Here is a 25,147-nt window from a genome sequence, read left to right as displayed (position 1 = left end):
TTGTATTTTTTAACCTACTGATAGTATGTCAGAAACTGTTGATCGAGCGCTATAATAGCATGGGCATAGGCTCTTTTTATTACCCAGGCTACAATCAAATTTATACCACTCAATATGGGGACAATAGAACGTATTATGATTTAAAAAATTCTAGGTTCCTTATAATATATGAACCTAGCAAGCTAAAATGGGGCCTGAAATGTTTAGCAGATACTAGTAGTGGTTCGAGACCATGGCAGTGGACTTATTTTGCAGACTGTCCTATATTTCCAGATACTGCTGTCCATAGAACAATGGACTGGTCTCTTGTTTACACTGACAAGATATCCGTTGATCCTATATTTTCTGTAAGACTTAAAAATAAAAATGGCTACTTTTTACATGTTAGTTTTGGCTACTATTTTGGTTGTTTTTATGGTGAAAAAGATAAGGGACCGGCCGTACATCCAGATGATCGGACTACTTATTTTTCCTTCACTAAACGATATGGAGTATGTATTGTCAGAGAGTACGAGTGCTCTTGTGTGGACCCAGTTACTAAAAGAAGTAAATCATGCCCTAAAATTGGTTGGGAGTACTGTAATGAACCTAACCATACGAGGACTAGAGATCATTATATGGATAATGATGATACTGAACAACGTTATATTGATGAATTATAGCTATTGCCCTTATGTTGATTAACAAGGAATGCATTTACATAACCATGTCGCCCGCTTAGCGGGCTATTTTTTGATATTTCATCAAAGCAATCAATAAGATGCACTATCTTCTATTATTTTAGTTGTTTGACTTAGCTTAATAAGCTTTGTTAAAGTAAGCCGGCGTTAGAATAAAAATTCTAAAAATCTTACGGAGAGAGTTTTCATGATGAAAAAAATATTAATTGCTGCAAGTGTTACAGCTGCCTTGGGTTTATCTGGAACAGCAATCGCTGGTGGTGGCCCTTTAAGTATGCCAGCAGGCCATAGTATTTATGTAGAAGGTGCTTTAGGTTATGTTAATCAGCAAGACTTGCCAGATTTAGCACTAGTATCAAGAGATGATAAAAATATTGGCGGTCGTGTGGCAGTTGGCTACATGTATGATATTGATCCAATGTGGGGCATCGGTGCTGAGCTAGGCTGGGGTTACTATGGAAAAACTGAGTATAGTTTTGGGGGAGAATCATTTAATGTGAAGTCAACTGCTTGGGATATTTCTGCTGTAGGCACTTGGCATATTAATCCTCAGTTTGATCTTTTTGCTAAAGCGGGTATGGCGTATGAAGATCTTAATGGAAGTTTGACATTGAATGGACAAACTATTAGTGGAGATAATAAAGAGTGGAAACCGCTGTTAGCCATAGGAGCTGGTTATAATTTTACACCTAATTTGCAGGTTAACCTAACTTATACCCATATTTTTGGTGATGATCTGAGTTCTAATAATATTGGTGACAATGATGTGGCTACAATTAATTCGGTCTTATTAGGTCTGCGTTATACATTCTAGGATAATTTAGTATTATTTTTTAAAATTAAAAGCCTACAATCGTAGGCTTTTTTGTGATCTAAGGATAATTTATTTTGATTAATCGCTGGTATGCTTGAGATTATATAAAAATTATAGAGCAGACGACTTGTTTTTTAATTATATTTTCTATAATTGGTGTTGGCACATTAATTTTATCTTAATGGAAAAGACCTTATGTTTTTTTTCTAAAAGCTTATAACATCAGGCTTAATGCTGGGTAGTTGACTTTATTTTTCAAACCTTTCATCATGACCTTACGATTAAAAAAACAATCTAGTTAAGAGAGAGTGGTTATGATTAAAAAAACATTGCTTGCTGCTGCTGTTATCGGTTGCATGGGTGCAACTGCAGTCGCTTTTGCGCAAACGGGTGTATATGTTGAAGGTCAAGCAGGTTATACCTTACAGCGTAAATTAGGTTTATCTGGTGGTACAGATAAAGACCGTAATAAAATCGGTGGCCGTGTTGCTGTCGGTTATAATTATGATATTAACGATATGTTTGGTTTGGGTGCAGAGCTAGGTTATGGCTATTATGGCAAGACTAGCTTTAAGGTTGGTGGAGTTGATAAAGATTACAAGTCAACAGGAATAGATGTTGTTGTTGTGCCAACATGGCATATTAACTCACAGTTTGATGTGTTTGCAAAAGCAGGTTTGATGCGTCAAAAGCTTTCCGGTGATGCAATCGGTGATACGGGCACCAAAGTGTTGGCAGGCTTAGGTGGGGGCTATAATCTAACACCGGCTTTGCAGGTGAATTTAACGTATCAGCATGTCTTTGGTGAAGATATGGATAATGGGACAACCCAAGGTGTGCCTAGCATTGATAGTGTGTTTGCTGGAGTTAGATATACATTCTAAATACTAATTGCAGTAACTTGTACATTATGTATTGTTTATTTATAGATCTTCGAGAGTGAAACAGCCTGCAGTTGCAGGCTTTTTTTTATACGCTAGAATAAGGGCGGTTATTTTGATATTGAGTGGCAAAGTCGGGTGGAAGAATAATGAAAATCTTAGCCTTAGAAACAGCAACTGAAGCATGTTCCGTTGCTTTACAAATAGATAATGAGGTGATCGTAGATCACCGTATCGCCCCACGCCAACATACTGAGTTGGTATTACCTATGATTAAAGAGATTTTAGCGCAGGTAGGTATTCAAGCCAAAGAGTTAGATGCGGTTGCTTTTGGTCGCGGTCCAGGCGCCTTTACAGGTGTGCGCATTGCGTGTGGTCTTGCGCAAGGTTTAGCATTAGGTGCAGAGGTACCGCTTATTTCAGTATCCACATTAAAAGTTTTGGCGCAAGGAGCTTATCGCCAATATGGCTCGAGGAAAGTGATCACCGCAATTGATGCACGTATGGGTGAGGTGTATTATGCCGGATTTGAAATTGATCAAAAGCAGTGTGCTCAAGAATTGATTATAGAGAGAGTGTGTGTGCCTGATCATATTGAGTTGCCTATAGATGAAACAAGGCAATGGTATGGCGCTGGTACTGGCTTTGCAAGTTACTCGCAAGTACTTAATGAACGGTTAGGTCATATTTTGATAAACGTGGTTAATGATGCACTGCCTCATGCGATGGATATTTTGCCAATAGCATCTAGTTTATGGGTACAGGGAAAAACGATTGCATTAGAAGATGCTCTGCCTGTTTACTTGCGTGATAATATTGCTAAAAAATCAACGAAATGCTTGTTTTAAATTAGTGAAATTTGACTTTAAAATTTTATTGTACTTAGCTTAAAGTTAAGAATCTAAAAAGGGATGTTTATGTCTGTGCTTGGGCTTGCCCACTCATCTTATTTTCCAGTAGTGCAGACTTCTGCTACTCAGGTGCGTGGAGTGGTAGTTACTTCGGTTCAAAAGCAAAGGCAAGATAATCATCAACAACATGAGAACTATGCAAATTATCAATATTGGCAAGTTCAGCCTAACCTTCATTCAGAGCGTGCTGTCGCAGCATATCAACAGTGTGTATCTAATAAAGAAAAAGAGCAAGAGCATGGCGTGAGCCAGATTGCTCGTGTTGACTTGTACGCTTAATGTCTTAATTTTGTAAGGTATGATGATGAGAATATGGTCGGTAATATATAAAAGACCCTCTGTTTTTTATATATCTTTATATAAAGAGTTGGGAGAAAAATTGAGTGCCATCGGTTAATAATGGCTGAAGGTACTGGCCAAAAATTCCTGAAGCAACGAGCAAAATGATGAGAGTAAAGCCAAGAAAAGAAAGGCGTTCATAATAGTAAGCAAGTTGAGTTGGCAGAAGACTGCTGATAACATGGCTGCCATCCAAAGGTGGGATCGGCAATAAGTTTAAAGCGATTAAAATAATATTAATTTGAATGCCTACAAGACTCATTGCGTAGAGTACAGGGGAGTGTGCTCTTGTTATTGCAAATAAAGCAGACCAGATAAAAAGAAAGATAAAGTTTATGGCAGGACCTGCGATGGCGACTAAGGCACTGTCACGCCGTGGGGAATATAGCTGGCTGTAATTGACTGGTACAGGCTTTGCCCAGCCAAAAATAAAACCACCGGCTAGGTAAAGTAGCACTGGAACTAATATGGTACCGACAGGGTCGATGTGAGCAAAGGGATTCAAGCTTAAACGCCCTTGTTGAGCAGCCGTTGGATCACCCAAGAGTTTTGCCATATAGCCATGGCCGATTTCATGGAAGATAATTGCAGTTAGGATGGGAATCACCAGAATAAGGGCTGTATTTAAATGTTCTATCATGTTTTGTTAATCTTTATCCGTTAGCTTGAGGGTCAAACACATAGCTAAGATAGCACTTTTCAGGCATGCTTGTGTATGAATAGGTGCATTTAAAAATAAGGTCAGTTTGATGAAGCAAGCATTTAGTTTAGTTATTACTGCTGTAATTGGTATTGGAGTGGGTGCGGCGGTGATGCATGCAACAGATACAAATAACATGGCGATAAAAAAGGCAGAAATTGAGAAACGGCAGCCGACTATCGCTGCAGCCAGCTCAGTGATGGCAAAAGATTTGGTGATGAAAATTACTCAGAATCAATTTGATGTAAGTAATGAATTTGATGCAGGCTTCAATATTAAAGGCTTTGTGATTAAGCCAAAACATGAGGGCCAGCCGTTAGTCATCTATGCAAATGACTCGGGTCAATTCGCTTTTTTTGGTACTTTATTTGATCAAGATACTAATAATTTAACGGCAAGCTATGTTAATAAAAATATTCAGCCTAAGGTTGCAAGTCAATTACTTCAAGAGGCAGCTAAGACGCACTGGTTCTTGGAGGGTAAAGAAGATGCGCCTCACCAAATTTATTTGGTTGCTGAGCCTAATTGTTCGATTTGTCATATATTTTATAAAAATTTACAGCCTTACATACAACGTGGCCAGTTATCGATTCGTTGGATTATGGTTGCTTTTTTAAAACAGGATAGTGAGGGGAAAGCGGCAGCAATCTTATCTGCTAAGAACCCAGCGGCTTTATTGGTGCAAGATGAAAAAACATTTGATCTAAAAACAGAAAGCGGTGGAATAGCACCTCTGGCTGAAAATGATATTTCTATAGCTGTAAAGATGGCATTAAAAAAGAATATGGCATTTTTTGAGAAAAATGGTATGCAAGGCACACCTGTGGTGATTTATAAGAACAAGCAGGGTGAAAGTCAGGTGCTACCTGGTTATCCACGTGAGAAATTAGAGGCTTTTGTTGATAATATAGGTAAACTGCCAGTGAAAAGCAACAAAGCTTAGCTCTAGCTTTTGTTAGTATAAGGACTGTATAGAGATTTATAAGATTTTAAAATGAGGGTGTAACAAGGGGTATGAATTAACTACCCCTTAATAAGTCGGTTAGCTTTTAGCTTTCTGGTGCCGGCTCTCTGGGTGGGCAGTGATATGTTTTAATGACTTTACCTTCTGGAGTGATGGCTTCAAGAATAATTGGAAAGTTCCACAGGCGGTAGACATGCTTGAGCATTTCGTGTGCACTTTTATTATCGAGTGGCCGTCGATTATTCATTAGGTGCCTTAAGACTAATGAGCGATTGCCGCGCAAATCAACATTATAGACTTGAATACGTGGCTCTAGATTGCCTGGGTTATATTGTTCAGAGATGGTTTGACGCACTTTACGGTAGCCTTGTTCGTTATGAATCGCCGTAATTTCAAGCTCATTATCTTCATCATCGTCTAGGATACAAAATAGCTTCATATCTCGCATGACTTTTGGTGAAAGATATTGAGCAATAAAGCTTTCATCTTTAAAATTACGCATAGCGAACTCAATAGATTCTCGCCAGTCCTTTCCTGCAATATTTGGGAACCAATAATAATCCTCGTCAGTTGGCTCTTCGCAGATACGGCGGATATCACTCATGATATTAAAGCCAATGGAGTATGGATTAATGCCACTATAATAAGGGCTGTTATAGGGGGGCTGATAAATAACACTGGTATGTGAGGTAAGAAACTCAAGCATAAAGCCATCGTTAACTAGTCCTTCAGCATACATTTCATTAAGAATGGTGTAATGCCAAAAACATGCCCAGCCTTCATTCATCGCTTTGGTTAAGCGCTGTGGATAAAAATATTGCGCCATTTTACGGACAATGCGTACGAGTTCACGCTGCCAAGGTTCCAGCAAAGGCGCATTTTTTTCAAAGAAATAGAGTAAATTATCTTCAGGTTCTTCAGGAAAGCGCTTCTTTTTATTGTCTTGTGCTTCTTCATCTTTTTTTGGAATTGTTCGCCAAAGCTCATTGATTTGGTACTGCAGGTGTTCTTCACGTTTAATTTGGCGCTCTCGCTCTTCAGCGATAGACAGTTTGTTCGGGCGACGATAGCGGTCAATACCATAATTCATTAAGGCATGACAGGAGTCGAGAATTTCTTCAACAGCATTAATGCCATGCTTTTCTTCGCATTCGCGGATATATTTTTTTGCGAAAACAAGATAATCTATGATTGCATCTGCATTTGTCCAGGTTTTAAAAAGATAATTATTTTTAAAAAAAGAATTATGGCCATAGCAGGCGTGAGCAATAACGAGAACTTGCATAGCAATGGTATTTTCTTCCATCAGATAGGAAATGCAGGGGTCAGAGTTAATAACAATCTCATAGGCTAACCCCATTTGGCCACGGCGATACGTTTTTTCTGTTGAAAGAAAGTGTTTGCCATAAGACCAGTGATTGTAGTGAATAGGCATACCCGATGAGGCATAAGCATCCATCATTTGTTCAGCAGAAATAATTTCAATTTGATTAGGATAAGTATCGAGTTTAAACTTTTCATGAGCAATACGCTTGATTTCGCGGTCGTATTTTTCTAAAAGTTCAAATGTCCATTCCGATGATTCAGAGAGGTAATTTTCTTTTTTGCGTGCTGTTTTCGATGTGGCTGCTTTTTTGCCTGCCTTGTTTGGTGATTTTTTTTGAGATTTTTTATCTTCTGCTTTTGTAATTGTCATGCCGCTTGCCTTTTAAAAAGTTTTCTAAAGACAGGATAAATGTCTTTTACACTATCAATATTTTGCATGGAAAAATGCGGGCAAGCTTCGCTCACCTCTAGATAGGCATCCCATAAGCTTTGATGGTGACGAGACATAATTTCAGTGTAAGCAAAGTATTGAACATGAGGCATAATGTGAGTGAGTAACAAGTCGCGACAGCGAGGCGAATCACTATTCCAGTTATCACCATCTGAGGCTTGAGCACCATAAATATTCCACTCAGAAGTAGGGTAACGCTCAGCCATCACATCTTTCATTAATTCAAGTGCGCTTGAAACAACGGTGCCTCCGGTTTCTCGTGAATAGAAAAACTCTTCTTCATCGACTTCTTTTGCTGAGGTATGATGTCGAATAAATACAACATCAATATGCTCATATGTCCGATTTAAAAATAAATACAGTAAAATAAAAAAACGTTTGGCGATGTCTTTTTTTGCTTGGTCCATGGACCCTGAGACATCCATTAAGCAAAACATAACTGCCTGTGTGGTGGGTTTTGGTTGCTTGACACGAGAATGGTAGCGCAGATCAAAGCTATCGATAAAGGGAATGCTTTTAATTCTTTTTTTAAGGAATTGGATATCTTGTTTTATTTGAATAACGTTATTGTTATCATCGCCAGTACGTTCATCCTCAGCTCTTGTGCTTTTATTATCATTTTGGTTTTCTTGTTGTAACTTTTCTTCGAGCAGGTCAATTTCTTCCCGATAGGGGCCGGCTAAGGCAATACGACGAGCGAGTGCATTTCTAAAGGAGCGCACAATACTGATACTAGGAGGGGTTCCTGTGACACTAAAGCCGGCGCGAACAGAGTCAAAGACTTCTGTTTTGCCAACTTTTTGTTTGGTTAAATTAGGCAGTTCTAAGTCTTCAAAAAATAGCTCAAGGAATTCATCGCGAGAAATTTCGAAGCCAAAATCATCTTCGCCTTCACCGCTATCGCTGGCATTGCTGCCTCGCCCACCCGCACCGGCTTGTGGACGTTTGACGCGGTCACCAGCAATAAACTGGTCATTGCCTGGGTGAACTATTTCACGCCGGCCACCTTCACCATGATGAAAATGCGGCTCAGAGAGATCTTTTGCTGGGATAGATACTTTTTCACCACTTTCAAGGTCTGTGATGGAGCGCCCTGATACTGCATCAGCAACAGCACGCTTTATCTGTTGTTTAAAACGGCGAATAAAGCGCTGGCGGTTAACCGCACTTTTATTCTTGCCATTTAAACGTCGGTCAATAAATTGTGACATAGACGCTCCTTATCGTATTGTTTATGAAGATTTGCGGACGCGTAAGTACCATTCACACAGTAAGCGGACTTGCTTTTCTGTATAGCCTTTTTCAGTCATGCGGTTGACAAAATCCTTATGTTTCTTCTTATCTTCAACAGAAGATTTTGCATTAAACGAGATAACGGGTAGCAGTTCTTCAGTATTTGAGAAGATTTTTTTCTCGATAACTGCCCGCAATTTTTCATAACTTGTCCAGTCTGGATTTTTGCCTTTATTATTTGCACGGGCACGCAAGACAAAATTAACAATTTCATTTCTGAAATCTTTTGGATTGCTAATACCTGCAGGCTTTTCAATTTTTTCTAGCTCTTCATTTAAAGATTGGCGGTCTAGAATTTCTCCGGTATCTGGGTCACGGAATTCTTGATCTTGAATCCAATAGTCAGCATAAGTGACATAACGATCAAAAATATTTTGTCCGTATTCAGAATATGATTCAAGATATGCGGTTTGGATTTCTTTGCCAATAAATTCGATATATTGGGGAACCAGGTAGCCTTTAATATAAGATAGGTAGCGCTCAGCAATTTCTGAAGGGAATTGTTCTTGTTCGATTTGAGTTTCTAAGACATAGAATAAGTGCACTGGGTTAGCCGCAACTTCAGTATGGTCAAAATTAAAGACTTTGGAGATAATTTTAAAGGCGAAGCGTGTTGACAGCCCGGTCATTCCTTCATCCACGCCAGCGTAATCACGATATTCTTGGTACGACTTAGCTTTAGGGTCCGTATCTTTTAGGTTTTCACCATTATAGACTTTCATTTTTGAATAAATGCTTGAGTTATCTGGCTCTTTAAGGCGAGAGAGTACAGAAAATTGTGCCATCATCTCCAAGGTCCCAGGTGCGCATTGAGCGCCTCTTAAAGAGCTTGAGTTAACCAGCTTTTCATAGATTTGCTTTTCTTCCGATAACCTTAGGCAATAAGGGACTTTAACAATAAAAATACGATCTAAAAATGCTTCATTATTACGATTGCCTTTAAAAGATTGCCACTCTGACTCATTCGAATGGGCCATGATGATGCCGTCAAAAGGAATAGCGGCGATGCCTTCGGTGCCATTATAATTGCCTTCTTGTGTTGCCGTTAATAAAGGATGCAAGACTTTAATAGGAGCTTTGAACATCTCAACGAATTCGAGTAGGCCGCGGTTAGCTAAGCATAAACCACCGGAATAGCTATAGGCATCTGGATCGTTTTGTGAATACCGTTCAAGCATGCGAATGTCTACTTTCCCAACAAGTGATGATATGTCTTGGTTATTTTCATCACCAGGCTCAGTTTTAGTCACCGCGATTTGGTCACGTACGGATGGCCATATTTTAACTACTTTAAATTTACGGATATCGCCATTGTACTCATGTAAACGTTTACTCGCCCAAGGAGACATGCTTTTACCAAGATAGCGTTGAGGAATGCCATATTTTTCTTCGAGTAATTCACCGTCTTCTTCTGCTGAAAATAAGCCTAGAGGTGACTCATTAATGGGCGAGTCCTTAATTGCATAAAATGGCACTTTCTCGATGAGTGATTTTAATTTTTCAGCAAGAGACGATTTGCCACCACCGACAGGACCTAATAAATAAAGGATTTGTTTTTGCTCTTCTAAGCCTTGAGCTGCATGACGAAAATAGGCGGCGATTTGCTCAATGACTTCTTCCATGCCATAAAAGTCTTTAAAAGCAGGGTAACGCTTAATTACTTTATTAGCAAAAATACGGCTTAATGTCGGGTCGTTACGTGTATCAATAAATTCTGGTTCTCCAATTGCCATAAGCATCCGTTCTGAAGCATTTGCATAAGCAAGAGGGTCTTCTTTGCAAAGTTCTAAGTATTCCTCGATAGTGATTTCTTCTTGACGTTGAGATTCATAACGATCGGAGAATTGGCTAAAAATATCCATATGCGCTTCCTCGCAGCTCCCTTCTTGACCAACATTGCTGTTTTTAATGTTGATGCAAAATGAGTGGTTAAACTAATCCTATCTATTACAATATTCGTATACGACGGATGATGAAGCAAGGTTTTTTTCCACTCAATGTAATCAAGTTAGCTAAAAATGAAAGTAAGAAAGATAACTTAGGAGGCCAAATGCCAACGACTCGCTTTTATTTGAATCTTTCATACGAACAAGTGATGCGTTATTACCAGGGCCAAGCAGGCATTGTTTATGTGCAAGATATTTATGGGCGCCGAGTACAGTTCCCTGCGAATCTATTGCGGCAGCTTGTTAATTGTCAAGGGGTCTATGGCTTATTTGAAATAGAATACTCAGTGGATGGTAAGTGCGTTGCAGTAAAAAAAATAACATCATAATTGTTTATAAAAGGTTTTAAAACGCTAGTGGGAAGCGTATGATTCAGCTTTAGAACTAATAGAATTAGATATTAAAAACATAAGGGTGAAACATGACTCGGTTGGTCACTGATAATGTAACAGATATAGTTGAGAATGTTGTAACACTTGTTAATGAAAAGGTTGCAGAAAAACAAGCACCCATAGTCGCTGAGTTTGTGCGGCAGCTTTATAATGTCGTTTCCTATGAAGACTTAGCCTCAAGAGACATTGTTGATTTATATGGTGCGGCAATGTCACATTGGAATTTTATTTATCAGCGCAAAGCCAAAGAAGCAAAAGTGCGGGTTTATAACCCAAATTTTGAGCAGCATGGCTGGCAGTCAACGCATACTGTGATTGAAGTCGGTTATGATGACATGCCGTTTTTAGTTGACTCATTGAGCATGGTGCTGAATCGTCGCGGAGTGACAATTCACCTGGTCATTCATGTTGGTGGAATGAAGTTCCAGCGCAATGATAAACATCAAATTACCAAAGTACTGCCTTGGACAAAAAATAATCGTGTCAAGGATGTGACAACCGAGGCACCGATTTATATTGAAATTGACCGTCAGATCGATGATGAAGTGCTTGAGTCTTTGAAAAAAGAATTATTACAAGTCTTACATGATGTTTCTGTTTCTGTTGAAGACTGGCCAAAAATGCGTGAAGCGTGTTCTGGTATGGTCGAAGAGCTTAACAAAAATGCTAAAGCGATTGATGCCGATGAATTAAAAGAGTCTATCGAATTTTTAAGGTGGGTGCACAATAATCACTTTACTTTTTTGGGCTGTTGTGATTATGAGCTATCTGGTAAGCCTGGTGAGGAAGTGCTTCGTGCTATTGAGGGGACAGGCTTGGGGGTGCTACGGGACCGTTCATCTGCGGATAAGCGTGATATTTCAGCCCTGCCGCCTGAAGCGCGTGAGATTTCTTTATCCGTTTCACCGCCTTTAATTGTTGCTAAAACCAGCTCACGGGCGACGGTTCATCGCCCAGCCTATACCGATTTTATTGGTGTGAAGTGCTATAGTGACAAGGGTAAATTGATTGGTGAACGTCGCTTTATCGGTTTATATACCTCAACGGCCTATAACAGTAACCCAAGAACGATTCCATTGTTACGCTTAAAAGTTGAGCGGATTTTGGAGCGCGCAGGTTTTCCTGTTCAAGGTCATGCAGGTAAAGCATTACTCAATATTCTAGAGACTTTTCCGCGGGATGACTTATTGCAGGCGCCGGATGATGAATTATTTGAGATGGCCTCCGGCATTTTACACTTGCAAGAACGTCAACGTATTCGTTTATTTATGCGTCGTGATACTTATGGGCGTTTTTACTCGTGTTTGGTTTATTTACCACGTGATCGCTTTAATTCACGTTTACGCCATAAAATGCAAGATATTTTAATAGAAGAGCTCAATGGCCAGTCTTCTGAATTTACAACATTATTTTCAGAATCAGTTCTTGCTCGTATTCATATTATTATCCGGGTAAAACCCACAGATGGTGCGCTTGATATTAATTTAAAAGAACTTGAGCAAAAGCTGATCGGTGCAGCGCGTGAGTGGTCTGATGATTTGCATGATGTGCTTGTTGAGCGTTTTGGTGAAAGTAAAGGTGCTTTACTTGCAAGAAAATACAGCGAAGCTTTTCCTTTGGCTTATCAAGAAGACTTTATGGCACGCACCGCCGTTGTTGATGTCGAACATGTTGAGGACATTATTAAAGGCAAAGAAATTGCCATGAGCTTTTATCGTCGTCTTGAAGAATCTTCTTCACGGTTACGGTTTAAAGTATTTATTCAAGACGAGCCAGTCGAGCTCTCCATTGTTTTGCCTATGTTGGAAAATATGGGCTTGCGTGTATTAGGTGAACGCCCTTATGAGCTTAAAATGCAAAAAGGCGCGACGACGGTATGGATCTCTGATTTTACTCTAGAGCAGGACACTGCTGGTGAGCTTGATGTTGATCGTCTACGTGAGTCTTTTCATGAAATGTTCTTGCAGCTTTGGTATGGCAAGGTTGAAAATGATAGTTTTAATCGCTTAGTTGTGAATGCTGGCCTTTCTTGGCGAGAAATTACGTCGATTCGTGCTTATGCTAAGTATTTATTGCAAACGGGCTTTAAGTTCAGTCAGCCCTACATGGAAGATACCTTTAATGAGCATCCGAAAATTGCCAAGCTGATTGCCTCAGCATTTGAAGCACGCTTTCACCCACAAAAAAATAATTCAGATAATTTTAATAAAATAGAACAAAAAGTTTTAAAATTATTAGATGATGAAGTGACTAATTTAGATAAAGATACAATTTTGCGGCGCTTTCTAGATTTAATGAAAGCGACGCTAAGAACGAATTTTTATCAAAAAACAAATGACAGTCAGATGAAAGATTATGTTTCTTATAAATTTTCACCTGATTTAATTCCTGATTTGCCCTTGCCTCGACCGGCATATGAAGTGTTTGTTTATTCACCGCGTGTTGAAGGGGTGCACTTGCGTGGAGCGAAAGTTGCACGGGGTGGCTTACGTTGGTCTGATCGCCGTGAAGATTTCCGTACAGAAATTTTAGGCCTAATGAAAGCACAGCAGGTGAAAAATTCAGTGATTGTTCCACAGGGGGCAAAAGGAGGCTTTGTTCCGAAAAACCTGCCGGAAGGGAGTCGTGATGAGGTGCTTAAAGAAGCCATTGCTTGTTATAAAATCTTTATCAGTGGCTTATTAGATATCACTGATAATTTAAATAGTGGTGATATTGTCAAGCCTGTTGATGTTGTACGCTATGACGAAGATGACCCTTATTTAGTTGTTGCGGCTGATAAGGGCACGGCGACATTTTCTGATATTGCCAATGGAGTTGCGCGTGATTATGGTTTTTGGTTAGATGATGCCTTTGCTTCTGGAGGAAGTGTTGGCTATGACCATAAAAAAATGGGCATTACCGCACGGGGAGCGTGGGAGTCAGTCAAGCGTCACTTCCGTGAACACTTAAGTATCGACTGTCAAACGACAGATTTTACTGTCGTTGGTATTGGGGATATGGCAGGAGACGTATTTGGTAATGGTATGCTGCTAAGTCGCCATATTCGCTTAGTGGGTGCATTTAACCATATGCATATTTTTATTGATCCTACTCCAGATTCGGCGACGAGCTATGCTGAACGCCAGCGTTTATTTGAGTTGTCTGGGTCGACTTGGGCAGATTATAACTCTAAGTTAATTTCAAAAGGTGGGGGTGTTTTTAAACGTTCGGCAAAATTCATTCGCCTGACTCCTGAAATTAAAGAATTACTCGGGGTTGATGATGATGTGATGATTCCAAATGATGTGATTAAAGCCTTGTTAAAGGCAAAGGTTGACTTGGTTTGGAATGGAGGGATTGGCACATATGTTAAATCGACTAAAGAAAATGATGGTGATGTTGGTGATCGTGCAAATGATAGTGTGCGGGTTAATGCCAGTGATTTAAATTGTAAAGTGGTTGGTGAAGGGGGTAATTTAGGTTTAACTCAACGCGCTCGTATTGAGTTTGGCTTAAAAGGTGGTGCGTGTTATACCGACTTTATTGATAACTCTGCCGGTGTTGATTGTTCTGACCATGAAGTTAATATCAAAATTTTGCTAAATGAGATTGTTGCCAATGGTGATATGACAGAAAAGCAACGTAATGAACTGTTAGCTCAGATGACAGATGAAGTGGGCGAGCTATGTTTACATAATAATTATCGTCAAACGCAAGCGATTAATGTGGCAGTGAGGCAAGGCATTGAGGCTTTAGATTTATATGTTCGGCAGATTCGTGATTTAGAACGTCAAGGGCATTTGAATCGGGAAATTGAATTTTTACCGGATGATGAAGCCTTACAAGAGCGTAAAGCAGAGCAAAAAGGCTTAACCTTTGCCGAGTTTGCGGTTGTTCTGGCATATAGCAAAAATGTGCTCAAACAAGAGCTAGTTGCTTCTGATGTTGTTGACGACCCTGCATTTTTTAAATGTTTAGAAGCGGCTTTTCCTCAAGTGTTATGTAAATCTTACAGTAAACAAATGCGTGAGCATCGTTTGGCCCGTGAGATTGTTGCCACACAATTAGCCAATTCAATGACTAATTATATGGGTGTGACATTTGTTAGTCGTTTGCGTGATGAAACAGGTAGTCAGATTTCTGAAATCACGCGGGCTTATATGGTGGCGGCGCGTGTATTTGATGTTGATGGCACGTGGGCAGCCATTGAAGAGCTAGATGGTCAAGTTGATCCGAAGCTGCAGATGGAAATGATGCGTGAGGTTACTCGAGTGATTCGTCGGGGTACTCGTTGGTTTTTGCGTAATCGCCGTAAGAACTTGGATATTGTTAAAGCATCAACTCAGTTTTATTCTGAAGTTGAAGGCTTGTTTACCGCATTGCCAACCTTATTAGATGGTGAGGACGCGCAGTACTTTAATAATAAGCTGGCAAGCTTTATTGAAGAGGGCGTACCTGAACACTTGGCTATGAAGATGGCTGGGTTGCGCTTTATGTATTCTGCATTGGATATTGTTGAAGCGGCTAATATCCATAATTTTACTGTAGAGGAAGTAGCGCGAGTTTACTTTATCTTGAATCATCGCTTAAGTTTGGGTTGGTTCCGCTTTATTCTTGGTGAACATTTGGTGCAAAACTATTGGGAAGCACTTGCTCGAGCCGCCTTGCGTGATGATCTGGATTGGCAGCAACGTGGCTTGACTATCGGTGTGATGAGCTTTGAAGAGGGCTCTGATGAGATCAATGAGCGTTTAGATGGTTGGATTGCTGAATATGAGCATATGATTGATCGTTGGAATAGCATGGTGAGTGATTTGCGTGCGAGTAATGTTCGTGACTTTGTTATGTTTTTTGTCGCGATGCGTGAATTGATTGATATCTCGCAATCGACATCACAATCACAGCTTGAATTAGAGGCTGAAGCAGGTTCGAATTAACACCTGCTTTTATATTTTAATTTACTTGATAAATTTAAGCGCTAGTTCTAGCGCTTATTTTTTACTTATTTGGCGTAATAAAAAGTAACCTAAGCTGCCGGCAATAATTGATGCGATTAAAATACCAAGTTTGGCAGAGTTTAGTAATGTTGGTTGATTACTTAAAGCGAGGTCAGCAATAAATATAGACATGGTAAAACCAATGCCGGCAAGTAGACTTAAGGCAAACATATGGCGTAGTTGAATGCCCTGAGGAAGCTTTATTTGTTTTGCTTTTACTAGGCAAAAGACAGTGCCAAATATGCCGATGATTTTTCCTAAAATAAGCCCGAGAATAATTCCTATAGTTAAGGGTGAAGTTAAAGCATATTTCATATTTAAGTGGTTAAAAGAAATTCCTGCATTAATTAATACAAAAATAGGAACAATAATGAACATAACAGGCTTGTGTAGTGCATGCTCTAAGCGTTGTAATGGTGTTTTTGCATGGTGAATAAGGTCTTCTAGATAGTGTATTAATGCTTTTATATGTTCATTATTTTGTCCCTGATTTCTTAAAGCATTACTTTTCACTTCATCCAGTGTGTTTTGGGATAGTTTCGTAAAGTTTTTTGGTAAAGGTTTATTTTTTCCAGGAATGGTAAAGGCAAGCAAGACTCCAGCAACTGTAGCGTGAACACCAGATTTTAATAAAAAAAGCCATAAAATAGTGCCGATTATCAGATAAATAGAGAGTTTACGAATACCTGCTAAGTTTATTAATAATAAAATAACAAAGGAGAAGGCGGCATAAATTAGGTAGTCCGCTGCAATTTTTTTTGTATAAAAAAGAGCAATAACTGTGACTGCACCTAAATCATCGACAATGGCAATTGCGGTGAGCAGGATAATCAAGCTGCGGGGGATGCGGTTGCCCAGTAAGGACAAGACGCCTATGGCGAAAGCGATGTCCGTTGCCATGGGGATTGCCCAGCCTTTGGCTGCAATACCTGTTGAGTTTAAGCTGATGAAAATAAGTGCGGGGACAATCATACCACCGATTGCAGCACTGACCGGTAACAGTGCTTTATTAAATTGACTAAGCTCCCCTGCCATAATCTCACGTTTAATTTCAAGGCCGGCAAGAAGAAAGAAAATTGCCATTAAGCCATCATTTACCCAATGGTAGGTTGGCTTAATCAGTGTGTATTGGCCAATTTGAATGCCTAAGGGCAAATCATGTGATAGGGTATAAATAGGTTGTGTTAGTGGTAAATTTGCAGCGATTAAGGCAATTATAGTGCAGAGTATGAGTAATATACCGCCACTGGCCTGGTTGCTTAAGAAAAGTTCGAAAGTATCTTGGAATTTTCGTATTTGACGACTTAACATACAGTCACCTTAATTAATGATTGATTACTGAAAGTTTAAATTAGGCCTAGCGTATATCAATAGGCTTTTAACATCTTATTTTGTTATAGTTTATAGCAAATTATAAAAGGAGATAAAAGTGTTAATGAAAGTAAAGTGGTGGGTTAACCTCTTAGTCTCTTATCGGGTGATCCATGCATTTAAAACAGCACTTGCCTGTTTGATTGCTTTGATTGTTTTTCGTGCTTTTAATTTAGATCATGGTCAATGGGTGATTATTACTGTTGCTGTTGTTATGGGAGCACAGGTTACTGTGGGTGCCGCAGAAGATAAGTCAATTGCGCGTAGTGCTGCAACGGTGATTGGGGCGGTTGCTGCTGGCTTATTTTTGTTGACCGGCTGGGGCGGAAACTTTATTGCTGAAATGTTGATATTATTTATTGTTGCATTTGGCTTTGCTTATTTAGCAGGAAGTAAGCGCTACTCTTATGTTGGCGTATTGGGAACTGTAACATTTGCGATTATTGCGCTTACAGGCTCTATTAAACTTGGAGTGGCTGAAGGCATGTTAAGAGCTGTGGATGTTTTGATTGGGGTATTGATTAGCCTTGTTATTTCAAAAATATGCTTGCCCATTTATGCGCGGCGAGAGTTGTTACTTTCTATATCAGCAACATTAAGGGACTTAGTGCTGCTGTGTGAGGATAGTTTTTCTAAGCATACAGTTTTCACTCGACTTGAAAATTCAGCATTTGAAATAGACAAAATTGCTGTAATTAGTCAGTCTTTTGCTGAGCAAAATAAACTTGCTGAGGAAAGTAAGGCTTGGCTTGAGTGTAAAAAGCTATCTTTTGATTTGGGTTTATGTAAAGATAGCTTGGTTCAGTTAAAGCGAGTTTTTCGGCAGATTTTAGAAACCCGCTATAGCTTAAGTTTATCAAGGGACGATACCGTGTGGTTACGAGGCCATACTGATACACAGGCGCTTGCTCAGCATGTCATTGCATTATTGCATTGTTGGTCGGAGCAGCTTAAGTGTTACCCTGATCCTATTGAAGATGGATTTGTGTTTGATGACAATAAATTGGTTCGTTTGCGCCAGGTGATTCAGCAGCAAGCAGCGAATCAGTCTGCTCAACACCATATCCATCTTTATGCTTTTTTGCATAGCATGGAGCACCTTTGGGAAGAGTTGGTACGATTTAACTTTATACTTCAGCAAGCGCTGGTTAAGAATTAAAACGGTATTTAATATTTTAATTTAAAATTTATTAAATTATTTGGAGAAGAAATGTTTAAAGATAAACCACCTCATGGTGAGAAGGATGTAATTAATGATTTGGTTTTTTCGATTGTCAAAGAGCAAAAAACAAAACGGCGTTGGGGTATCTTTTTTAAGTTATTTTTTATAGCTTATATTGTATTTATAACAGCAACTTTTTTTGTGAATAAAAAAGAGTCGATGGTGAGCCTACCACACACGGCAGAAATTGATGTTTCCGGAGTGATTGCTGCGGGCACTGAGACAAGTGCAGATCATGTGATTCAGGGCTTACACAATGCATTTAAAAATTCACAGGTTAAAGGCGTTATTTTGAGAATTAATAGCCCTGGAGGATCCCCGGTACAGTCTGAGGAAATTTATAATGAAGTTCGTCGCTTAGAAAAAAAACACCCCGAAAAAAAAGTGTATGCAGTGTGTGAGGATGCATGTGCTTCAGGTGCTTACTATGTCGCATCAGCAGCACATGAAATTTATGCACAACCTGCAAGTCTTATTGGCTCTATTGGTGTGATTATGAATGGCTTTGGCTTTACTGAAGCGATGAAAAAGCTTGGAGTGGAATCACGAGTTTTAACTGCTGGTAAAAATAAAGGTTTTTTGGATCCATTTTCTCCTATGAGTGAAGAGCAAAAAGAATTTGCTTTGACTATGCTAAAAAGCGTGCATGAGGTCTTTATTGCTGATGTCAAACAAGGGCGGGGCAAACGATTGAAAAATAACCCAGAGATTTTTTCAGGGTTAGTTTGGACTGCCTTGCAAGCACAGAAGCTTGGCTTAGTCGATCATTTTGGTAGTTATCGTCAGGTTGCAGCCCAGGTGATCAAAGCACCTCAAATTGTTGACTATACCGTTAAGCCAGGACTGTGGGGTGAGTTGAGTCAGCGTGTTAGCACCATATTTACTCATGCATTGCACACTATGGCGGCTAATATCCATTTAAGTTAATACTTGTTAATTTTTATGCCTGTTAGTTGTATTGGATACTTAACAGGCTCTTTATATATGCTTTGTTATAGTCTTAGACTTTAGGCCAGCGGGTTAATCCCTTGGTTTTTTAAAAATTGCACGAGCTTGATTAAGGGTAGGCCAATTAAACTATTTGGGTCATCACCGACCATTTTTTCAAACAAGCTGATTCCTAAGCCCTCTGATTTAAAACTACCAGCACATTGATAAGGCTTTTCACGCTTTAAGTATGTCTCGATTTCTTGCGTACTTAGTTTGCGAAAGTGCACGCTAAAGGGCTCTACTGTAAGTTGAGATTCGCTGGTTGTGGTGTTTAGCAGACATAGACTGGTAAAAAAGGTCACTGCACGGCCACTGCAAGCACTAAGTTGCTTAATTGCATTATCGTGGGTGTATGGCTTACTTAGAATATGTTGATCCAATATAGCGGCTTGGTCTGAGGCGATAATCAGCTGCTGGTTACTTTGATAATGTTCAGCTACGGCATGGGCTTTTTCTTTTGCTAGGCGTTGGACCAGATCAGCAATATCCTCATGCTGATGTGGCGTTTCATCGATGTTGGGTGAGTATTGACTAAATTTTAGCCCTAAACGTTGTAATAGCTTTGCTCGATAAGGAGATGAAGAAGCCAAGACCAGGTGCATTTTTAAATTTCTCATGAAAAACTACTATAAATCAACTTTCGCTTTGGAGCGTCATTATAGGAGAGTTATTTGACTGAATCTATAGCAAGGGATGTTTATGTTGGCATCCAGCTTGATTCTGCTTTTATTAAATTAGTCATCTAATTTGTTATTTATTTGTTATTTATTTGTTATTTATTTGTTATTTATTTGTTATTTATTTGTTATTTGATTTTTTTAGGCGTTAGCTGCTTGATGAGTTCAGCTTTGATATCCAGAGTATGGCTAGTGAGGTGATTGACACAGTATTCGCCGAGTTTTTGGTAAAGTTCTGCGACCTCTGTATTTTTTATCTCGGCAATTGCTTGCTGGTGATTATTAATTGTTGAATGCTCTGCACGGGCAATTGGGCCGGTTAAAGCTTGTTGCGGCGAAAGGGTTTGTAAGTTATTGAGTGCGCTTTCTATCATAGTTAGAGAAATGTGTTTAGCGAAATCTGTGGCAAGGCCCGCATGTTCAAGTAACTGGCTAGCAAGATGGGAGAGCACATAAGTATAGTTATTGCTAAGGGCACATGCGGCATGATAGAGCGGTTTATTTGTGCTGCTAATCTCAAAAGGACTGGCTCCTAATGCGCTAAATAGCTGGGTTAACTTTTCAGTTGCTACTGGTGAGCCCTCGATACCACAAAGAGTGCCTGAATAGTTGAGTATTGCTTGTTCTGGTGAGGAAAAAGATAATACCGGATGGGCGCTGGCAATATGTGCTCCACGTAATTGAGCAGACATAAGAGTTTCTTCTGCGCTTAATGCACCTGAGCAATGGATAATGGTGCTGTTTTTAAATCTAACAGACTGGCTTAAAGTTAATTTTTCACAAATAGTCTTGATGTAAGCATCTGGGACGGTGAGTAGGTAAATGTTAGCAGAGCGTGTTTGATCAAGGTCATGAATGGCCTGGCCTGAGCCAATAAAGTGGCAAGCGGCTTTCGCATGTGCTTGTGTGCGACAGTAGACATCTTGGATGGTGGCAAGTTTTTTGTTATAAAGTAAATGCGCAAGTGTTTGGCCGACACGCCCCGCACCGATAATATTGACTAGAGGAAGTGTTTGCATGGTAATTTGCCTTTTATATTATGTTTATAAATGTTTATTTATGTATCGTTATAAATGTACGAGTAGTTATATCTAAAGCAATTTAGAATAAAAATCAAGGTGGTGGTCTGCTTTTGATGGAAAAGTCTCTGAGTCTGTTATACAGTAATGCCAATTTTGATTAATGTTTTAAAGTGGTTAAAGTCATGAATGGGGAAGCTGTATGCGTTATTTAAAATTATTGATTAGCGTAAGCGTTATTTTAGCAGGATTATTGTTAACTGGTTGTGCGCAGATGATGCAGGCTTGGGTTGCGCAAAACTGTACGACGGATGCAGCTTATAGCCAAGGATTGAATGCTGCACGCCATGGTGAGGATATGAAAATGAGCTATGCTGCAGGTTGCCCTGCAAACCAAAGCCAGCTTAATGCCGCGTATCGCCAAGGTTATCAATATCAATTAAGTAATCAGCCGGCAGAGGTGAATATTAATATCAATACGCACAAAGGAAAAACACAAGCCAGTAAACCTTATCGCTGCCACAAACAGTTTGGTCAAAAAGTATGTGGTTATGATTGCAAGAGCTTTGCTGGGCAGTGGACATGTGCACAAAAGCCAGATCAAGAGTGCATACAAAATATGAGTGATATTAAGTGTGGCTATCACTGTAATAAAGGCGATTTCGGTCAATTGACTTGCTTAGATAAACCCTAGGTAAATGCTTTTAAGATGATACGAGTGATGTTAAGAACTTAAAATAGATAGATATATAAGACAGTTAGCTGGTTGACTTATATATCTATATAATGTGTGTTATTGTGGTTGAATGCTGTGGAAAAATAATTGAAAATTAATCATTAAAAGGCACGAAGACGTTCTAGCATTTCAAAGTGGCTTTTTAGCTTATCTTTTTGTGCCGGCGTTAATACAGCGTAGATGCGTGCTTCAGCCTTGACTTTATTTTCAATCACTTTATCCATGAATTGACTACGTTTTTGCAAAATAGCCTGTGCTTTTTTTGGGGTGTATGTATCGTTCATAATCAGTTGGCGGACTTGGCCTCGTGACTGGCGCAATTGCTTCATTTCGGCTTGACTTGACTGGCGTGTATCCTTCAGAATTGAAATTACATTTTTTTGTTGAGCCGGGTCGAGGTCAAGCTTTTGAAAAAACTGCTTGAGTGGCATGCCATGTGCCTTAATTTTTTTATGTTTTCCTGGAGGGGGTGGGTTGACAGCGGCAGGACCGACGATACCATCGTTCCCATTGTTTGCTGCAAAGCTTGCAACAGGTAAAACGAAAGATGACGCAAGTAGTAGGCTAATTGCTGTTTTTTTTAATGCTCTCATAAGGGGGTTCCTTTAGTTTGATTTGACCACTTTGAGTATATAAAAATTGATTTTTTTTGTGAGTCAACAGCTAGCAAAACTTGGGTAAAGATTCAGTAAAACAAAAAAAAGATACTATTTATCTGGGTGGTTATGTAATAATCTTGCAGGTGTTCGAAGGAGGCTGTTATGTCAAAAAATGCAAATGTACTGCTTATTGATGATGATTTGGAGCTTTGTGAGCTATTGATTCGTTATTTGACGGTGGAAGAATTCAACGTAAAAGCGGTTCATCATGGTGATGAAGCGTTATCACAACTGCAAGCGCAGCATTATGATGTCGCGGTGCTAGATGTGATGTTGCCTGGGCAAAGTGGTTTTGATGTCCTAAAAGAAATGCGTAAGCAGCAAATAGAAACCCCGGTGTTGATGTTAACTGCACGTGGTGAAGAAGTCGATCGTATTGTGGGATTAGAATTAGGTGCTGATGACTATTTGCCTAAGCCGTGCAACCCGCGTGAATTGGTTGCGCGTTTAAGGGCGGTGCTTAGAAGAACAACAGCTAAGCCAATCGATCATAATAAGAAAGATGAAGATAAAATCACGGTGGGCGAGCTAGAGCTCGATGCGGCTTCTTGCTCGGTATTTTGTTTAGGTGAAAAGGTCACTGTTACAGCAACGGAGTATCGTATTCTTGAGATTTTATTGCGCTCTTGTGGCCGTGTTGTTTCAAAAGATGCGTTGAGTAAGCAGGTTTTAGGGCGACCGATTGAAGTGTTTGATCGTAGCTTGGATGTGCACTTAAGTAATTTAAGAAAGAAGCTTAGCAGTGCAGGATTAAATGATGCGCGAATTACCACCGTCCGTGGTATGGGCTATCGTTGTGATGTTATTAACAGCTAAGTTAACCTAAATACTAAATACTCGCTTAACTAAGACCATAAAATTATAGATTGTAATGTGTTGTGAAAAAAAAACTGAATCTTTATTGGCGTATTTTTATTTGGTTTTGGCTTTCTATGGTAGCGTTGATGCTTGGGTCAGTTTGGCTTGCTGAGCACTTTGATCAAGCGCGTCAAGTGCCGGTTTGGCAGCAGCGTTTTATTAATAGTTATCGCGCTGCTGCAGAAACAGCATTACGTCAGGGTGGTCCAGAGCGTTTTTATCAGTGGTCGCGACGTGTTACTCACACAACGGGTGTGAGGACTTTTCTAGTCGATACTGATCGTCCTGACCTGGTTGAAGGCTTGCCATTACCTCGTCAAATTAAAAAATCGTTAATTGTTGGATTAAAGGCAACGCCTCGCCGGGTTGTTAAAGTCAACCGTGATTTGCGCTTAAGTGCTGTTGTTGAGGTTGATGGTCGCAATTATCGTTTAGTATTGCTCTTGCCGCCGGAAATGATCAGAGCAGGTTTTGGTGAAAAGCTGGTACAAATGTGGTCGCAACTGTTAATTGCTGCAATTACTATTGGCTTTTTATGCTGGTTATTATCTCGTTATTTAACACGGCCGTTACGCAATTTGCAACTTGCTGTGAAAGAAATTAGCCGTGGTAACTTTCAGCACCGTGTGGGCACCGAACTTAGTGGCTATGATGAGTTTGCTGAGTTAGGTCGTGAGTTTGACCGGATGGCTGTGCAAATTGAGCATATGATGACATCGCAAGAGCGTATGCTACGTGATGTTTCACATGAGCTGCGTTCACCATTGGCGCGCTTGCAAGTGGCTTTAGAGCTCGCTCGTCACCGTGCTAGTGAGGAAAGTCACACTGAGCTTGACCGTATCGGTTTAGAGGCTGAGCGCTTAAATGACTTAATTGGTGAGATTTTATTCTTAACTCGCTTAAAAAGTGCAGAGCTCGTCAAAGAGCCATGTGATCTAACGGCATTATTAACGAGCATTGTACAAGATGCTCAGTTTGAGTTAAGTGAGCGCAAGAACAGTATTGTGACAGACTTTAATGTCGATCAAATCAATGCCAATGCCCGGTGGCTGAGTGCAGCCGTAGAGAATATTCTACGCAATGCACTTTTTCATACTGAGCCTGGCACTGAGGTGAGAGTCTCAAGCCGTTATGATGAGAGCAGTGTGATTATCTCAGTAGAAGATAGTGGGAGTGGGGTGTTTGAAGTCGAACTGGATACTTTATTTGATCCTTTTTATCGGACCAATCGCAGTCAGGCCAGTGGTTATGGTTTAGGGCTTGCCATTGCTAAGCAGGTAGTTGAGGTTCATCATGGCTCTATTCATGCTTATAATAAAAAGCCACATGGTTTAGTCATCGATATTCATTTGCCTTTATAAGTGAAATGCATTTCATTTATAACTTATATAACTTATATAACTTATATAACTTATATAACTTATATAACTTAGTTAATTGCTAAATTAGCACGGGCTATTTATTAGCCCCTTCTGCTATTATCTGATTTATTTTAATTTAAATTTAATAATACTCGCAATGATAAGTAATTTTTGGTAAATTACCGAATGATTCGATCTTAAATAGAAGATTAATCTGGTAAAATAGCAATAATTAGTGAAAAGGATGTAAAAAATGCAGGGAACTCATCTTATCACTCAACAATTAAAGAACAATAGAGTCAACATATAGGGATTGAGTTATGGCAATGGATTCTGCTGATGTTTCACATCGCTGCGCTTATCGGCTTGATACATTACGGGCTATGCTTAATCACGCGATTAAAGTCGAAGATAATGATTATAAATATAGTTGGCAGAGTGTCAGCTACTTTCCTGTATGGCCTTTTTATCATCATCCGTTAAGTAGCCTTGAGCAAGCTGAGTGTGATCATTACAGTTATAGCGCTGGATTAACAGTTTCTGACATAATATCAGTAGGTTAAAAAATACAATAAGGA

21 protein-coding genes and 1 pseudogene are annotated in these 25,147 nt (G+C 39.6%); 14 read left to right on the top strand and 8 right to left on the bottom strand.

What is annotated here, in order from left to right:
• From C200_RS11925 to C200_RS11905, 5 genes and pseudogenes are all read left to right on the top strand, one after another.
• Positions 1 to 662: pseudogene (locus tag C200_RS11925) on the top strand (hypothetical protein); the annotation flags it as partial.
• A 205-nt stretch (positions 663 to 867) separates the two neighbouring features.
• Complete coding sequence (locus C200_RS11920) at positions 868 to 1,494, top strand: outer membrane protein (RefSeq protein ID WP_016209892.1); 627 nt, start codon at positions 868 to 870, stop codon at positions 1,492 to 1,494.
• A gap of 314 nt (positions 1,495 to 1,808) precedes the next feature.
• Positions 1,809 to 2,378, top strand: a complete 570-nt coding sequence (locus C200_RS11915) for an outer membrane beta-barrel protein (RefSeq protein WP_016209896.1) — start codon at positions 1,809 to 1,811, stop codon at positions 2,376 to 2,378.
• A 146-nt stretch (positions 2,379 to 2,524) separates the two neighbouring features.
• Positions 2,525 to 3,223, top strand: coding sequence for a tRNA (adenosine(37)-N6)-threonylcarbamoyltransferase complex dimerization subunit type 1 TsaB (gene tsaB, locus C200_RS11910; RefSeq protein WP_016209891.1), 699 nt, complete (start codon positions 2,525 to 2,527; stop codon positions 3,221 to 3,223).
• Positions 3,224 to 3,292: 69 nt separating this feature from the next.
• Positions 3,293 to 3,565 (top strand): hypothetical protein, encoded by a 273-nt coding sequence (locus tag C200_RS11905; RefSeq protein WP_016209879.1) that lies wholly within the window; start codon positions 3,293 to 3,295, stop codon positions 3,563 to 3,565.
• A 76-nt stretch (positions 3,566 to 3,641) separates the two neighbouring features.
• Here the strand turns inward: C200_RS11905 and C200_RS11900 are convergent, their stop codons facing one another.
• On the bottom strand, positions 3,642 to 4,265 hold the full coding sequence (locus tag C200_RS11900; protein ID WP_016209884.1) for a site-2 protease family protein: 624 nt from the start codon (positions 4,263 to 4,265) through the stop codon (positions 3,642 to 3,644).
• A 109-nt stretch (positions 4,266 to 4,374) separates the two neighbouring features.
• Between C200_RS11900 and dsbG the strand changes: the two genes are divergently transcribed.
• The gene (gene dsbG, locus C200_RS14615; RefSeq protein WP_016209882.1) at positions 4,375 to 5,268 is read left to right on the top strand and encodes a thiol:disulfide interchange protein DsbG; all 894 of its coding nucleotides are present in this window, start codon (positions 4,375 to 4,377) and stop codon (positions 5,266 to 5,268) included.
• Positions 5,269 to 5,374: 106 nt separating this feature from the next.
• Here dsbG and C200_RS11890 read toward each other — a convergent pair whose 3' ends face one another.
• The 3 genes from C200_RS11890 to C200_RS11880 are packed head-to-tail and all read right to left on the bottom strand — an operon-like array spanning position 5,375 to position 10,221.
• A complete protein-coding gene (locus C200_RS11890; RefSeq protein WP_016209898.1) occupies positions 5,375 to 6,985 on the bottom strand; it encodes a SpoVR family protein in 1,611 nt (536 codons plus the stop codon).
• Entirely contained in the window at positions 6,982 to 8,277 is a 1,296-nt protein-coding gene (locus C200_RS11885; protein WP_016209888.1) for a YeaH/YhbH family protein, read from the bottom strand. The genes C200_RS11890 and C200_RS11885 overlap by 4 nt, the downstream gene beginning before the upstream one ends.
• Positions 8,278 to 8,298: 21 nt before the next feature.
• Positions 8,299 to 10,221, bottom strand: coding sequence for a PrkA family serine protein kinase (locus C200_RS11880; RefSeq protein WP_016209876.1), 1,923 nt, complete (start codon positions 10,219 to 10,221; stop codon positions 8,299 to 8,301).
• 188 nt (positions 10,222 to 10,409) lie between these two features.
• Here C200_RS11880 and C200_RS11875 point away from each other — a divergent pair, with 188 nt between their 5' ends.
• Positions 10,410 to 10,634 (top strand): DUF2835 family protein, encoded by a 225-nt coding sequence (locus C200_RS11875; protein WP_230583227.1) that lies wholly within the window; start codon positions 10,410 to 10,412, stop codon positions 10,632 to 10,634.
• Positions 10,635 to 10,726: 92 nt separating this feature from the next.
• Positions 10,727 to 15,616, top strand: a complete 4,890-nt coding sequence (locus C200_RS11870; RefSeq protein ID WP_016209893.1) for an NAD-glutamate dehydrogenase — start codon at positions 10,727 to 10,729, stop codon at positions 15,614 to 15,616.
• 54 nt (positions 15,617 to 15,670) lie between these two features.
• On the opposite strand, the gene nhaA is transcribed toward C200_RS11870, so the two are convergent.
• Positions 15,671 to 16,987, bottom strand: coding sequence for a Na+/H+ antiporter NhaA (gene nhaA / locus C200_RS11865; protein ID WP_016209883.1), 1,317 nt, complete (start codon positions 16,985 to 16,987; stop codon positions 15,671 to 15,673).
• Between the two features lie 124 nt (positions 16,988 to 17,111).
• Between nhaA and C200_RS11860 the strand changes: the two genes are divergently transcribed.
• Both C200_RS11860 and sppA read left to right on the top strand, forming a co-directional pair.
• A complete protein-coding gene (locus C200_RS11860) occupies positions 17,112 to 18,206 on the top strand; it encodes an FUSC family protein (protein WP_016209895.1) in 1,095 nt (364 codons plus the stop codon).
• Positions 18,207 to 18,257: 51 nt separating this feature from the next.
• Positions 18,258 to 19,196 (top strand): signal peptide peptidase SppA, encoded by a 939-nt coding sequence (gene sppA, locus C200_RS11855; RefSeq protein ID WP_016209878.1) that lies wholly within the window; start codon positions 18,258 to 18,260, stop codon positions 19,194 to 19,196.
• A gap of 80 nt (positions 19,197 to 19,276) precedes the next feature.
• Here sppA and C200_RS11850 read toward each other — a convergent pair whose 3' ends face one another.
• A complete protein-coding gene (locus C200_RS11850) occupies positions 19,277 to 19,876 on the bottom strand; it encodes a Maf family protein (RefSeq protein ID WP_080664826.1) in 600 nt (199 codons plus the stop codon).
• A gap of 188 nt (positions 19,877 to 20,064) precedes the next feature.
• Positions 20,065 to 20,955, bottom strand: coding sequence for a Rossmann-like and DUF2520 domain-containing protein (locus C200_RS11845; RefSeq protein ID WP_016209877.1), 891 nt, complete (start codon positions 20,953 to 20,955; stop codon positions 20,065 to 20,067).
• 202 nt (positions 20,956 to 21,157) lie between these two features.
• Between C200_RS11845 and C200_RS11840 the strand changes: the two genes are divergently transcribed.
• Positions 21,158 to 21,649: a hypothetical protein gene (locus C200_RS11840; RefSeq protein WP_016209887.1), complete on the top strand. Its 492-nt coding sequence runs from the start codon at positions 21,158 to 21,160 to the stop codon at positions 21,647 to 21,649.
• A 143-nt stretch (positions 21,650 to 21,792) separates the two neighbouring features.
• Here the strand turns inward: C200_RS11840 and C200_RS11835 are convergent, their stop codons facing one another.
• The gene (locus tag C200_RS11835) at positions 21,793 to 22,284 is read right to left on the bottom strand and encodes a Spy/CpxP family protein refolding chaperone (RefSeq protein ID WP_016209894.1); all 492 of its coding nucleotides are present in this window, start codon (positions 22,282 to 22,284) and stop codon (positions 21,793 to 21,795) included.
• 168 nt (positions 22,285 to 22,452) lie between these two features.
• Here C200_RS11835 and C200_RS11830 point away from each other — a divergent pair, with 168 nt between their 5' ends.
• The 3 genes from C200_RS11830 (at position 22,453) to C200_RS11820 (ending at position 25,132) form a co-directional block, all read left to right on the top strand.
• Positions 22,453 to 23,166: a response regulator transcription factor gene (locus C200_RS11830; protein WP_016209885.1), complete on the top strand. Its 714-nt coding sequence runs from the start codon at positions 22,453 to 22,455 to the stop codon at positions 23,164 to 23,166.
• Between the two features lie 62 nt (positions 23,167 to 23,228).
• Positions 23,229 to 24,569: an ATP-binding protein gene (locus tag C200_RS11825; RefSeq protein WP_016209889.1), complete on the top strand. Its 1,341-nt coding sequence runs from the start codon at positions 23,229 to 23,231 to the stop codon at positions 24,567 to 24,569.
• Between the two features lie 320 nt (positions 24,570 to 24,889).
• Positions 24,890 to 25,132 (top strand): hypothetical protein, encoded by a 243-nt coding sequence (locus C200_RS11820; RefSeq protein WP_016209897.1) that lies wholly within the window; start codon positions 24,890 to 24,892, stop codon positions 25,130 to 25,132.
• Positions 25,133 to 25,147: the final 15 nt, after the last annotated feature.

The organism is Piscirickettsia salmonis LF-89 = ATCC VR-1361, assembly GCF_000297215.2.
GTDB classification, from domain to species: Bacteria; Pseudomonadota; Gammaproteobacteria; order Piscirickettsiales; family Piscirickettsiaceae; genus Piscirickettsia; species Piscirickettsia salmonis.
The sequence above is the reverse complement of the archived record's forward strand: the minus strand, read 5'-3'. Positions and strand labels throughout refer to the sequence as shown.

Coding starts and splice junctions, on each gene's coding strand:
- C200_RS11920 (WP_016209892.1), top strand. CDS start 868: ATGATGAAAAAAATATTAATTGCTGCAAGTGTTACAGCTGCCTTGGGT.
- C200_RS11915 (WP_016209896.1), top strand. CDS start 1,809: ATGATTAAAAAAACATTGCTTGCTGCTGCTGTTATCGGTTGCATGGGT.
- tsaB (WP_016209891.1), top strand. CDS start 2,525: ATGAAAATCTTAGCCTTAGAAACAGCAACTGAAGCATGTTCCGTTGCT.
- C200_RS11905 (WP_016209879.1), top strand. CDS start 3,293: ATGTCTGTGCTTGGGCTTGCCCACTCATCTTATTTTCCAGTAGTGCAG.
- C200_RS11900 (WP_016209884.1), bottom strand. CDS start 4,265: ATGATAGAACATTTAAATACAGCCCTTATTCTGGTGATTCCCATCCTA.
- dsbG (WP_016209882.1), top strand. CDS start 4,375: ATGAAGCAAGCATTTAGTTTAGTTATTACTGCTGTAATTGGTATTGGA.
- C200_RS11890 (WP_016209898.1), bottom strand. CDS start 6,985: ATGACAATTACAAAAGCAGAAGATAAAAAATCTCAAAAAAAATCACCA.
- C200_RS11885 (WP_016209888.1), bottom strand. CDS start 8,277: ATGTCACAATTTATTGACCGACGTTTAAATGGCAAGAATAAAAGTGCG.
- C200_RS11880 (WP_016209876.1), bottom strand. CDS start 10,221: ATGGATATTTTTAGCCAATTCTCCGATCGTTATGAATCTCAACGTCAA.
- C200_RS11875 (WP_230583227.1), top strand. CDS start 10,410: ATGCCAACGACTCGCTTTTATTTGAATCTTTCATACGAACAAGTGATG.
- C200_RS11870 (WP_016209893.1), top strand. CDS start 10,727: ATGACTCGGTTGGTCACTGATAATGTAACAGATATAGTTGAGAATGTT.
- nhaA (WP_016209883.1), bottom strand. CDS start 16,987: ATGTTAAGTCGTCAAATACGAAAATTCCAAGATACTTTCGAACTTTTC.
- C200_RS11860 (WP_016209895.1), top strand. CDS start 17,112: ATGAAAGTAAAGTGGTGGGTTAACCTCTTAGTCTCTTATCGGGTGATC.
- sppA (WP_016209878.1), top strand. CDS start 18,258: ATGTTTAAAGATAAACCACCTCATGGTGAGAAGGATGTAATTAATGAT.
- C200_RS11850 (WP_080664826.1), bottom strand. CDS start 19,876: ATGAGAAATTTAAAAATGCACCTGGTCTTGGCTTCTTCATCTCCTTAT.
- C200_RS11845 (WP_016209877.1), bottom strand. CDS start 20,955: ATGCAAACACTTCCTCTAGTCAATATTATCGGTGCGGGGCGTGTCGGC.
- C200_RS11840 (WP_016209887.1), top strand. CDS start 21,158: ATGCGTTATTTAAAATTATTGATTAGCGTAAGCGTTATTTTAGCAGGA.
- C200_RS11835 (WP_016209894.1), bottom strand. CDS start 22,284: ATGAGAGCATTAAAAAAAACAGCAATTAGCCTACTACTTGCGTCATCT.
- C200_RS11830 (WP_016209885.1), top strand. CDS start 22,453: ATGTCAAAAAATGCAAATGTACTGCTTATTGATGATGATTTGGAGCTT.
- C200_RS11820 (WP_016209897.1), top strand. CDS start 24,890: ATGGCAATGGATTCTGCTGATGTTTCACATCGCTGCGCTTATCGGCTT.